Origin of the sequence: Nocardioides sp. 616, from assembly GCF_002930065.1 — a bacterium.
Lineage (GTDB): Bacteria > Actinomycetota > Actinomycetes > Propionibacteriales > Nocardioidaceae > Nocardioides > Nocardioides houyundeii.
Genome location: NZ_POAG01000019.1, coordinates 448,554 through 459,683 on the forward strand (window position 1 = coordinate 448,554; position 11,130 = coordinate 459,683).

12 protein-coding genes are annotated in these 11,130 nt (G+C 73.2%); 10 read left to right on the forward strand and 2 right to left on the reverse strand.

Annotation, left to right across the window (positions count from 1 at the left end):
• The first annotated feature begins 4 nt into the window (after positions 1–4).
• The 9 genes from C5H89_RS13350 to C5H89_RS13395 all read left to right on the forward strand — a co-directional run bounded on the left by C5H89_RS13350 (position 5) and on the right by C5H89_RS13395 (position 8,691).
• The gene (locus C5H89_RS13350) at positions 5–844 is read left to right on the forward strand and encodes a dihydroorotate dehydrogenase electron transfer subunit (protein ID WP_104107462.1); all 840 of its coding nucleotides are present in this window, start codon (positions 5–7) and stop codon (positions 842–844) included.
• The gene (locus C5H89_RS13355) at positions 841–1,764 is read left to right on the forward strand and encodes a tRNA-dihydrouridine synthase (protein WP_104107463.1); all 924 of its coding nucleotides are present in this window, start codon (positions 841–843) and stop codon (positions 1,762–1,764) included. Before C5H89_RS13350 ends, C5H89_RS13355 begins: the two co-directional genes overlap by 4 nt.
• Complete coding sequence (gene pyrF / locus C5H89_RS13360; RefSeq protein WP_104107464.1) at positions 1,761–2,597, forward strand: orotidine-5'-phosphate decarboxylase; 837 nt, start codon at positions 1,761–1,763, stop codon at positions 2,595–2,597. Before C5H89_RS13355 ends, pyrF begins: the two co-directional genes overlap by 4 nt.
• A gap of 162 nt (positions 2,598–2,759) precedes the next feature.
• A complete protein-coding gene (gene mihF, locus C5H89_RS13365; protein ID WP_101524299.1) occupies positions 2,760–3,080 on the forward strand; it encodes an integration host factor, actinobacterial type in 321 nt (106 codons plus the stop codon).
• Positions 3,077–3,661, forward strand: a complete 585-nt coding sequence (gmk, locus tag C5H89_RS13370; protein WP_104107465.1) for a guanylate kinase — start codon at positions 3,077–3,079, stop codon at positions 3,659–3,661. The genes mihF and gmk overlap by 4 nt, the downstream gene beginning before the upstream one ends.
• 47 nt (positions 3,662–3,708) lie before the next feature.
• Complete coding sequence (gene rpoZ / locus C5H89_RS13375) at positions 3,709–4,029, forward strand: DNA-directed RNA polymerase subunit omega (protein WP_101524301.1); 321 nt, start codon at positions 3,709–3,711, stop codon at positions 4,027–4,029.
• A gap of 68 nt (positions 4,030–4,097) precedes the next feature.
• Positions 4,098–5,327, forward strand: a complete 1,230-nt coding sequence (coaBC, locus tag C5H89_RS13380) for a bifunctional phosphopantothenoylcysteine decarboxylase/phosphopantothenate--cysteine ligase CoaBC (RefSeq protein WP_104107546.1) — start codon at positions 4,098–4,100, stop codon at positions 5,325–5,327.
• An 88-nt stretch (positions 5,328–5,415) separates the two neighbouring features.
• Entirely contained in the window at positions 5,416–6,609 is a 1,194-nt protein-coding gene (gene metK / locus C5H89_RS13385) for a methionine adenosyltransferase (protein WP_101524302.1), read from the forward strand.
• Between the two features lie 60 nt (positions 6,610–6,669).
• Entirely contained in the window at positions 6,670–8,691 is a 2,022-nt protein-coding gene (locus C5H89_RS13395) for a primosomal protein N' (protein WP_205305014.1), read from the forward strand.
• A gap of 43 nt (positions 8,692–8,734) precedes the next feature.
• On the opposite strand, the gene C5H89_RS13400 is transcribed toward C5H89_RS13395, so the two are convergent.
• Positions 8,735–9,586 (reverse strand): ABC transporter permease, encoded by an 852-nt coding sequence (locus tag C5H89_RS13400; protein WP_104107466.1) that lies wholly within the window; start codon positions 9,584–9,586, stop codon positions 8,735–8,737.
• Entirely contained in the window at positions 9,583–10,497 is a 915-nt protein-coding gene (locus tag C5H89_RS13405) for an ABC transporter ATP-binding protein (protein WP_104107548.1), read from the reverse strand. Before C5H89_RS13405 ends, C5H89_RS13400 begins: the two co-directional genes overlap by 4 nt.
• Positions 10,498–10,678: 181 nt before the next feature.
• On the opposite strand from C5H89_RS13405, the gene def reads away from it, so the two are divergent.
• Positions 10,679–11,130 (forward strand): peptide deformylase (gene def, locus C5H89_RS13410; RefSeq protein WP_104107549.1); only part of this gene is annotated, 452 nt, incomplete at its 3' end.

Below are 11,130 nucleotides of genomic sequence, written 5' to 3' on the forward strand. Positions count from 1 at the left end.
GCCGGTGCCGGACGTCGTACCCACTCGGGCGCTGCCCGACCGGGGCCCGGTGCACGCCACGGGGGAGGTGTTGGCGACCAGGCGAGCCGGCGCCTACCGCGTCCTGACGCTGGCGGTCCCGGGCATCCCCGAGCGTTTCCGGCCCGGGCAGTTCGTCGCGGTCTCCCTGGACACCGCGCACCTGGCCCGCCGCCCGCTGTGGATCCACCGGGTCCGCGCCACCGGCACGCACGGGGCGACCCTCGAGGTCGTGGTGGAGCCGTGCGGGGTGGGAGGCCGGTGGCTCGGCGCCCTGCCGCAGGGCGCCCGGCTGCCGGTCACGGGTCCCCTGGGACGCCCCTTCGCGCTGCCCCGGGAGCCGGTGCCCTGCCTGCTGGTGGGGGAGGGGTACGCCGCGGCCGTCCTGTTCAGCCTGGCCGAGCGGCTCCGCGACCGGGAGTGCCCCGTCACCATGCTGGTGGCCGCCCGGGACGAGGCCCATCTCCTCTCCGCGCTGGAGGCGCGCAGGCTGGCTCGCAGCGTGACGGTCGTGACCGAGGACGGCTCCGTGGGCAGCCGCGGCACGGCCGCGACGCACGTCGGGGCGGCGCTGGACGCCAGCGGTGCCCCCGTCGTGTACGCCGCCGGTGCGGCCTCGACCCTGGCCGTGGTGGCCCGCGAGGCGAGTGCGCGCGGCGTGAGCTCCCAGGTGGCCCTGGAGCGTCCGATGCCGTGCGCCACCGGTCTCTGCCATGCCTGCGTCGTACCGGTCCTGGGCGGCGACGGAGGCGTCCTGCAGGTCCGCGCCTGCCTGGAGGGGCCCGCGCTGCCGGGTGACCGCGTGCTGTGGGACGAGCTGGGATGAGCGGGCTCGGGCTGAGGTCCCCGGTCATGGTGGCGTCCGGCTGCGGAGGGACGGGCCGGGAGCTGGCTCCCTTCACCGACCTCGACGGCCTGGCGTTCGTCACCCGGACGCTGACCTCCGGCGCCAGGAGCGGCGGCCCGACCCCGCGCCTCGTCGAGTCGCCGAGCGGGTTCCTCAATGCCGTGGGGCTGCACAACCCCGGCTTCACGGCGTTCTGCGAGACCGAGCTGCGCTGGCTGGTCCGGGCCGGCGCGCAGGTGTTCGTCTCCATCGCCGGCTCCTCGCTCGCCGAGTACGCCGAGCTCGCGCGCAGCCTGGGCCGCACCCCTGGCATCGCCGGGGTGGAGGTCAACCTCTCGGTGCCGGACCCCGAGGGTGCCGGGGTCTTCGACGCCCGCGAGCCCTACCTGGCGGCGTCCGCGATCTCCGTGGTCCGCCGCGAGCTGCCCCGTGACCTCCCCGTCCTGGCCAAGCTGCGGCTCGACGTCTCCCGGGCGGTGGAGACGGCCCGCGCGGTGAGCGAGGCGGGGGCGAGCGCCGTGGTGCTGGGCAACGCGCTGCCGGCTGCGATGCCGGACGGGCGCTCCGCCGGCCTGAGCGGCCCGGCGCTCCGGCCGGTCGCGCTGCGCTGCGTGCTCGAGGTGGTCCGCGCCCTCCCCGGGGTCGCGGTGATCGGGGCGGGCGGGGTCGAGAGCAGCGACCACGCCCGGGACCACCTGCGGGCCGGCGCGGTCGCGGTCCAGGTCGGCACCGCGCTGCTGCACGACCCCACCACCGTGTCCCGGCTCGTCTCCGACCTGGCGGGATCCCCCCACCTGGTGCGCGGCTCGGATCACCGGGACCAGCACCACCCCCGCGACCACCGCGACCACCGCGACCACCAGGCCCCAGACCCCCACGACCCCCGGGAGAGACCATGACCGTCGTACCGACCTTCGGAGCCCGGCTGAGTGAGGCGATGTCCACCCGCGGGCGGCTGTGCGTGGGCATCGACCCCCACGCGGGGCTGCTGCTGGAGTGGGGCCTGGGCGACGACGTCGCCGGGTTGGAGAGGTTCGCGATGACGTGCGTCGAGGCGCTGGCTCCGGTGGTCTCGGTGGTGAAGCCGCAGAGCGCGTTCTACGAGCGGTTCGGCAGCGCCGGGATCGCGGTCCTGGAGCGGGTGGTGGCCGAGTCGCGCGCAGCCGGGGCCCTGGTCCTGCTGGACGTCAAGCGGGGCGACATCGGCTCCACCACCCAGGCCTACGCCGACGCCTACCTCGATCCGGCCTCCCCGCTGGCCTCGGACGCGATCACCGCCTCGCCCTTCCTGGGCTTCGGGTCGCTGGACCCGATGGTCGAGGTCGCACGGCGGCACGGCGGCGGACTCTTCGTGCTGGCCTTGACGTCGAACAAGGAGGGGGCCGAGGTCCAGTCCGCGGTGTCGGGCGCGGACACGGTGGCCGGCACCGTGCTGGCCCACCTGCGCCGGCTCAACGCCGGTGCCGAGCCGATGGGGGACTTCGGGGCGGTCATCGGGGCCACGATCGGCCGGCCCGCGGAGGACCTGGACTTCAACGGGCCGATCCTCGCGCCGGGCTTCGGCGCCCAGGGCGGCACGGTGGAGGACCTGCGCCGGATCTTCGGCGCCTCGGTCTCCCGGGTCCTGCCGAGCACCTCGCGGGAGGTGCTGCGCGCCGGCCCGGACCTGATCTCGCTGCGGGACGCGGCACGTCGCGGCAACGACGCGGTCGCGGTGCTGGGCGAGGGCTGACGCAGCGTACGTGGGGGTGATCACGTGCCCGGGCAGGCCCCGCGATTGCTCGTGGACAGGCTCTCTGACTAGATTGATCGGGCCGTGAGCGGCCGCCTGCCGCAACGGCCTGCGACCCGCTGACGACACGACTTTTGCCTGCCGACGACTAGGACTGCTCACGTGGCACTGCCTCCCCTCACACCCGAACAGCGCCTCGCGGCGCTCGACAAGGCTGCCGCCTCCCGCAGGGAGCGCGCGGAGGTGAAGAACCGGCTCAAGAACTCGGGTGCCTCGATCATCGAGGTGATCCGCGAGGGGCAGGACAACGAGGTGGTCGGCAAGATGCGGGTCGTCGACCTGCTGCAGTCGATGCCCGGCCTGGGCAAGGTGCGGGCCCGACAGGTGATGGAGCGCCTCGGCATCGCCGAGAGCCGACGGGTCCGTGGGCTCGGCACCAAGCAGGTGGCCGCGCTGGAGCGCGAGTTCGCCGACGGCGCATGAGCGCCGTGGGCTCCACACCGGTCTCCCGACTCGTCGTCCTGGCCGGGCCCACCGCCGTCGGCAAGGGCACCGTGGCCGCCGACGTCCGGCGACGCCACCCCGAGATCTGGATCTCGGTGTCGGTGACCACCCGGGCGCCGCGACCCGGTGAGATCGACGGCGTGCACTACCACTTCGTCGACGACGCCCAGTTCGACGCGATGGTCGCCAACGACGAGCTCCTGGAGTGGGCCTGCGTGCACGGCGCCGCCCGGTACGGCACGCCGCGCGGTCCGGTCGAGGAGGTGCTGGCCCAGGGGCGCCCGGCGATGCTGGAGATCGACCTGCAGGGGGCCCGCCAGGTCCGCCGGACGATGCCGGAGGCCCTGTTCGTCTTCCTCAAGCCGCCGTCGTGGGACGAGCTGGTCCGCCGGCTCGTCGGTCGGGGCACCGAGAACGCCGAGGAAAGGGCTCGTCGCCTGGCCACCGCGCGCGAGGAGCTGGAGGCCGAAGCGGAGTTCGACGTCACCATCGTGAACCACGAAGTTCACGCTGCGGTCGAGGAGTTGGTAAACTTGATGGTGCTCGACCCCGGGCGTTGATCCGACTCCGCCCGAACACCCAACTTCGAACCTTGTGAGGCTCACGCGTGTCTGCCCCCAACATCGCCGCAGAGGGCGTCACCAACCCCTCGATCGACGACCTGCTCACCAAGACCGACAGCAAGTACAAGCTGGTCCTCTACAGCGCCAAGCGCGCCCGGCAGATCAACGCCTACTACTCCCAGCTGGGCGAGGGCCTGCTGGAGTACGTCGGCCCGCTGGTCGACACCCACGTCCAGGAGAAGCCCCTCTCCATCGCCCTGCGCGAGATCAACGAGGACCTGCTGACCTGTGAGGACATCGACCCCGCCGAGCTCGCTGCCGAAGAGGCCGCCAAGGCTTCGGCGGGAGCCACCAGCGCAGAGTGACCAGCTCTGATGATCGTCCCGTCGACCACACGCCCGACCTGGTGAACCACGTCGACGACCACGAGGCCGTGCTCCCGGAGGGGGCGCGGCCGCGTGTCGTTCTTGGCGTGAGCGGCGGCATCGCCGCCTACAAGGCGTGCGAGCTGCTGCGCCGGTTCACCGAGTCCGGCCACGACGTCACCGTGGTCCCCACCGCCGCCGCCCTGGCCTTCGTGGGCGCCCCGACCTGGGCCGCGCTCTCGGGCAAGCCGGTCTCCAGCGAGGTGTGGACCGACGTGCACCAGGTCCCGCACGTCCGGGTGGGACAGACCGCCGACCTGGTCGTGGTCGCGCCTGCGACCGCAGACGTCCTCGCCAAGGCGGCGCACGGGCTGGCCGACGACCTGCTCACCAACACCCTGCTGACCGCGCGCTGCCCGGTGGTCTTCGCCCCCGCGATGCACACCGAGATGTGGGAGCACCCGGCGACCGTGGCCAACGTGGCGACACTGCGCAGCCGCGGCGCCCTGGTGCTGGAGCCGGCAGAGGGACGCTTGACCGGCAAGGACACCGGCAAGGGCCGGCTTCCGGACCCGGCCGAGATCTTCGAGATCGCCTCCGGGGTGCTGGAGCGCGGTACCGGTGGTGCGGACCTGGTGGGTCGCACCGTGCTGGTCTCCGCCGGCGGCACCCGTGAGTACCTCGACCCGGTCCGGTTCCTGGGCAACCGGTCCTCGGGCCTCCAGGGCTATGCGCTCGCCAAGGCGGCCGCCGCGCGCGGCGCCAGCGTCACCCTGGTCAGCGCCAACGTCGCCCTGCCGGACCCGGCCGGGGTGCGCGTGCTGCGGGTGGAGACCACCGCCGAGATGCGCGACGCCGTGGTGCGGGAGGCCGCACGCGCTGACGCGGTGGTGATGGCTGCGGCGCCCGCCGACTTCCGTCCCGCCGCGGTGCAGGACGCCAAGATCAAGAAGAGCTCCGACGGCTCCGCGCCGGCGCTGGAGCTGGTGCAGAACCCCGACATCCTGGCTGAGATCTCCTCGGCCCGGTTCCGTCCCGACGCCCTCATCGTGGGCTTCGCCGCCGAGACGGGTGACCACACGGGCTCGGTGCTGGAGCTGGGCCGGGCCAAGCTCGCGCGCAAGCGCTGCGACCTGCTCGTCGTCAACGACGTCAGCCAGGGTGCGGTCTTCGGCAGCGCGGACAACGAGGTGGTCATCCTCGGCGCCGACGGCACCTGCGTCGAGGTGCCGCACGGCCCCAAGTCGCGGGTCGCGCACGCCATCTGGGACGAGATCTCCCGCCGTCTCCAGCCCTGAGGATTCGCCCAGTGAGACGATCGTCTTGCATGCTGACGCGGGTCTAATGTGATCGACCACCATCAACAACCCGGGAGAGAGTGACACCGTGGCAGGACGCCTTTTCACGTCTGAGTCGGTGACCGAGGGTCACCCTGACAAGATCGCTGACCAGATCAGCGACACCGTGCTCGACTACCTCCTGGCCCACGACCCCGCGAGCCGCGTGGCCGTCGAGACGCTGCTGACCACGGGGCTGGTCGTCGTGGCCGGTGAGGTGACGACCACGGCGTACGCGCCCGTGGCCAAGCTGGTGCGCGACAAGATCCTCGAGATCGGCTACGACGCCTCCGAGAAGGGCTTCGACGGCGCCTCCTGCGGCGTCACCGTGGCCATCGGCGCCCAGTCGCCCGACATCGCCCAGGGTGTCGACGATGCCTACGAGGAGCGTCACGACCAGTCCACCGACGAGCTGGACCGACAGGGCGCCGGCGACCAGGGACTGATGTTCGGCTACGCCTGCGACGACACTCCCGAGCTGATGCCGCTCCCCATCACCATCGCCCAGCGGCTCGCCGAGCGGCTGTCCCGGGTGCGCAAGGACGGCACGATGCCCAACCTGCGTCCCGACGGCAAGACCCAGGTCACCATCGAGTACGACGACGACAACCGCCCCGTGCGCGTCGACACCGTCGTGCTCTCCACCCAGCACTCCGAGGACACCGACCTCGCCAAGCTCGAGGACGAGATCCGGCAGCACGTGATCGACCCCGTCCTGGCGTCGTTCGACATCCCGTCGGCGGGCTACCGGATGCTGGTCAACCCGACCGGCCGGTTCGTCGTCGGAGGACCGATGGGCGACGCCGGCCTCACCGGTCGCAAGATCATCATCGACACCTACGGCGGCATGGCCCGTCACGGCGGCGGTGCCTTCTCGGGCAAGGACCCCTCGAAGGTCGACCGCTCCGCGGCGTACGCGATGCGCTGGGTCGCCAAGAACGTCGTGGCCGCCGGGCTCGCCCGTCGCTGCGAGGCCCAGGTCGCCTACGCCATCGGCAAGGCCGCCCCCGTGGGCGTCTTCATCGAGACCTTCGGCACCGGGGTGGTTCCGGACTCCAAGATCCAGGAGGCGGTGCTCGAGGTCTTCGACCTGCGCCCCGCCGCGATCATCCGCGACCTCGACCTGCTGAAGCCGAAGTACGCCCAGACGGCGGCCTACGGCCACTTCGGTCGTGAGCTGCCGGGCTTCACCTGGGAGATCACCGACCGCGCCGACCAGCTGAAGGCGGCAGCCGGTCTCTGACCGACTCCGGCCCCCCCGGCCCGCACCGCGGCGTCGGTGGCGACTGGTAGACACACCCTCATGAGCACACACGAGGCCGGGCAGCCGGAGATGCTGCCCGGCCTTCGTGCGTCCGTGGCGGACGCCCGGGCCAAGGCGGCCGCCACCCGACGCCGTCGGGTCGACGAGGCCGAGCCTGCCGGGGTCGACCCCGTGGCCCGGGTCCTGGTCGACGTCCCGCTCGCCCACCTGGACCGGCCCTTCGACTACCAGGTGCCGGCCGCGATGGCCGCCAGCGCCGTCCCGGGAGCCCGGGTCAGGGTCCGTTTCGCCGGCCAGAACGTCGACGGCTTCGTGGTGGCCCGGGCGGCCGGCAGCGACCACCCCGGTCGCTTGACGCCCCTGCGCCGCGTCGTCAGCGCCGAACCGGTGCTGAGCCCCGCGGTGGCCGAGCTCACCGGGGCGGTGGCCGCCCGCTACGCCGGCGCCCGCGCCGACGTGCTCCGGCTCGCGGTGCCGCCGCGTCATGCCGGCACGGAGTCCGCGCCGGCGGTCGCCGCACCTGCCCCTGCCTCCTGCGACCCGGCCGTGGCAGCCCGCGCCTGGCTCGACCACGAGCACGCCGACTCGTGGTTGCAGCAGCTGGCCGACGGCGGGTCGCCCCGGGCGGTCTGGCAGGCCGTGCCCGGCGCCGACTGGCCGACGCTTCTCGCGCACGCGGCTGCGGTGACGCTGCACGGGGGCCGCGGGGTGCTGGTGTGCGTGCCCGACCACCGCGACGTCGTCCGGGTCTCCGCAGCCTTCGAGCAGGTGCTTGGACCCGGCCAGCACTCGGTGCTCAGCGCCGAGGCCGGGCCGGCCAAGCGGTACGGCGCGTTCCTCGAGGTCTCCCGTGGGGTCCACCGAGCGGTGGTCGGCACCCGTTCGGCCGCGTTCGCGCCGGTGCACGACCTGGGCCTGGTCGTCATCTGGGACGACGGCGACGACCTGCACGCGGAGCCTCGGGCGCCCTACCCCCACACCCGGGAGGTGCTGCTGATGCGCGCCGAGCAGGAGGGCGCCGCGGCCCTGGTGGGCGGCTGGTCGCGCACCTGCGAGGCGGACTACCTGCTCCGCACCGGCTGGGCGCAGCCGCTGGTCCCCAACCGGGAGACCGTGCGGGCGCGGGTGCGGGTCGACGTCGCCCCGGCGGAGGACCGGGCGATCGGGGCGCGCATCCCCGGGGCGGCCCATGCCATGGTGCGCCGCGCCCTGACCGAGGGACCGGTGCTGGTGCAGACGCCGCGTTCCGGCTATGCGCCGTCGCTGGCGTGCGAACGCTGCCGGACGCCGGCCCGGTGCCGCGTGTGTGCGGGAGGGCTCCAGCTCGCCGGTCACACCGAGCTGCCCACGTGCCGCTGGTGCGGTGCGGTGGAGGACCGCTGGCGCTGCGCCGAGTGCGGGCACCACGGCCTGCGTGCCCCGGTGATCGGGCGGGACCGGACGGCTGAGGAGCTGGGCCGGATGTTCCCGGGCACCACCATCCGCAGCTCAGGTGGGGAGCGGGTGCTGGACGGAGTCGACTCGCACTCCCAGGTCGTGGTGGCCACCCCCGGCGCTGAGCCGGTCGCCCTGGGGGGCTATGCCGGGGTGCTGCTGCTGGACACCTGGATGCCCCTGGCCCGCACCGACCTGCGCACGGAGGAGGAGGCGTTGCGCCGATGGCTCACCGCGGCCGGACTGGTGCGCGCCGGGGGGCACGTGATGGCGGTGGGCGATCCGGCGCATCCGGCCCTGCAGGCGCTGGTGCGGTGGGATCCCGCCGGGTTCGCGGCCCGCGAGGTGGAGCAGCGGCGGCAGGCACACCTGCCGCCGGCGGTGCGGCTGGCCACCGTCACCGGGGAGCCGGGCGCGGTCGACGACGCGCTGACGCTGCTGGCCCTGCCGGCTGTCGCGGAGGTCCTGGGTCCGGTGCCGGTGGGGGAGTCGGAGGTGCGTCTTGTGGTGCGCGCGCCCAGGAGCCAGGGCGGGGCGTTGTCCGCGGCCCTGCTGGAGCTGCAGCGGGTGCGCTCTGCACGCAAGCTCGAGGCGGTGCGGATCCAGGTGGACCCGCACTCCCTCTGAGGCGACCACGGGCCGGCCGTGGGGGTACGACGTCGGGCTGGACTCAGCGGATCCACTGCAGGCTGGCGTCCCGGGCCGCCTCCACCTGGGACCCGGTCTGGCGGCGCGCCATGCGCCGCAGCACCATCGGGGTCACCACGGCGCCGACCACCGCCCAGGCACCCAGCACGCCCACGGTCTCCAGCGTGCGCCAGCTGCCGCCGATCTCCAGCTCCGCGGCCTCGTCGGGCAGGAAGGCCGAGCGCATTCCCAGCGAGAGCCAGTACATCGGGAAGAGCTGGGCCACGACCTGGAGCCAGCCCCACAGCTGCTGGATCGGGTAGAAGACCCCGGAGATGCCCGCGAGGGCCATCACGGGCAGCATCCCCCAGGTGCCGATCTTGGCCACCCCCGGGACCAGACCGCCGATCACCATGCCGATGGGCATCAGGGCCAGCAGCCCCAGGAGCAGCACCCAGACGACGGTGAACCAGCCTGACGAGCTCGCCATCAGGCCGTCGAACAACAGAAAGCTCGGCACCAGGATGACCGTGAGCTGGGGCACCAGCCCCAGGGACTGCAGCAGCAGCTGGCCGGTGAAGTAGCCGCGCAGCCCGTGGGGCACCGCCTTGTAGCGCAGCAGGGTGCCGTCCTCCTTCTCCATGGCCAGGGTGGAGGCCGGGCCGATCACCACGCCGAACGCCACCAGAGCGCCCAGGATGCTCGGCAGGGAGACGGAGGGCAGCAGCAGGTCGGTGCCCGCCACCTCGGTGTTGCGGCGCAGGTAGAGGTAGCCGACGACCGCTGCGGCCGTGAACAGGTAGTAGCCCTGGTCCTGGGTGCTGCGGATGCTCTGGAGGAACTCCGTCCAGCCGCGCCGCACGCCCAGTCGGATCGCCTGCAGGGTGGGGCTCATCGGGTCACCTCGCTGAAGAGCTGGGCCGCGGCGTCGGTGTGCCCGGCCTCGTGCTGACGGACCAGCGAGAGGTAGGCGTCCTCGAGGCTCGCCCGGCGTACCTCCAGGTCACGGATGTCGTCCCCGTGCTGCAGCAGGTCCCGGACGAACGCGGTGGCGTCGAGCACCGACTCCGAGTGCGTGCGGCCGCTCTGGGTCCACCTGACCTGTGACTCACCCTCGACCCGCCGCGACAGGCCCCCGACCGTGTCGTCCGCGACGATCCTTCCGCCGGCCAGCACCAGCACCCGGTCCGCGAGCTTCTCGGCCTCGTCGAGGTCGTGGGTGGTGAGCAGGATCGTTGTCCCCTCGGCCTCCCCGAGGCGCCGCACGAGTTCGTGGAACTCCCGCCGGGCCTGCGGGTCGAAGCTGGCGGTGGGCTCGTCGAGGAAGAGCAGCTCGGGCCGTCCCACGATGCCGACGGCAACGTCGAGGCGGCGCCGCTGGCCACCGGAGAGGGTCGCGATCTTGCGCTCGGCGAGCTCGGTGAGGCCCACGGTCTCCAGCAGCAGGTCGATGTCGTGGGGCCGACGCCGGTCCGGGGTCGAGAAGGGTGCGAAGTAGCCGCCGAGGTGGGTGAGCAGCCGACGAGGCGTCCAGCGGGGATGGTCCCGCCAGGACTGCAGGACCACGCCGGTGCGGGCCCGCCAGGACTCGTCGGCATTGGCCGGGTCCTGACCCAGGACGCTCACCTCCCCGGCGGAGCGGATCCGGAAGCCCTCGAGTATCTCGATCGTGGTGGTCTTGCCGGCGCCGTTGGGACCGAGCAGGCAGAGCACCTCCCCGGCGGAGATGTCGAAGTCGACGCCGGTGAGCACGTCGGTGCTGCCGTAGCGCATCCGCAGGTCTCGAACCGTGACCACCGGAGCCATCTCCCGCACCTCCACCCTCGTCGCCCGCGCGCCGAACGGGCCCACCCTAGGGTTCCCGCGGCCCGGTGCCCGGAGCTGTCCGCCGCCGGGGACGAGCCTCGACCGGGGGAGAGGAGCCAGGCGTTCGTAGACTGTCGTTGCGCACCCCTGTGTTCGTCGTCCTCGCAAGGAGCACCACCTCGTGGCAGTCCAGCCCATCCGTCTCTTCGGGGACCCGATCCTGCGTACGCGCGCGATCGAGGTCACCGACTTCGACAAGGAGGTCCGCACGTTGGTCACGGACCTCACCGACACCATGCTCGCCGCCCCCGGCGCCGGGCTGGCGGCCCCCCAGATCGGGGTGGGACTGCGCGTGTTCACCTGGAACGTCGAGGGGGAGGTGGGACACCTGGTCAACCCGACCCTGAGCCTGTCCGACGAGACGCAGGACGGGGCGGAGGGGTGCCTGTCGCTGCCCGAGCTGACCTACGACTGCCTGCGGGCGCTGCAGGTGGTGGCCACCGGCTTCGACATGTACGGCGAGCCGCTGCGGATCGAGGCCTCCGAGCTCCTGGCCCGGGCCCTGCAGCACGAGACCGACCACCTCGACGGGGTGCTGTTCATCGACCGCCTCGACGTCGAGGCACGAAAGGC

Bases quoted from the DNA above. Each gene is read 5' to 3' on its own strand.
- C5H89_RS13355 (WP_104107463.1), top strand. From the start codon at position 841: ATGAGCGGGCTCGGGCTGAGGTCCCCGGTCATGGTGGCGTCCGGCTGC.
- pyrF (WP_104107464.1), top strand. From the start codon at position 1,761: ATGACCGTCGTACCGACCTTCGGAGCCCGGCTGAGTGAGGCGATGTCC.
- gmk (WP_104107465.1), top strand. From the start codon at position 3,077: ATGAGCGCCGTGGGCTCCACACCGGTCTCCCGACTCGTCGTCCTGGCC.
- C5H89_RS13395 (WP_205305014.1), top strand. From the start codon at position 6,670: ATGAGCACACACGAGGCCGGGCAGCCGGAGATGCTGCCCGGCCTTCGT.
- C5H89_RS13400 (WP_104107466.1), bottom strand. From the start codon at position 9,586: ATGAGCCCCACCCTGCAGGCGATCCGACTGGGCGTGCGGCGCGGCTGG.
- C5H89_RS13405 (WP_104107548.1), bottom strand. From the start codon at position 10,497: ATGGCTCCGGTGGTCACGGTTCGAGACCTGCGGATGCGCTACGGCAGC.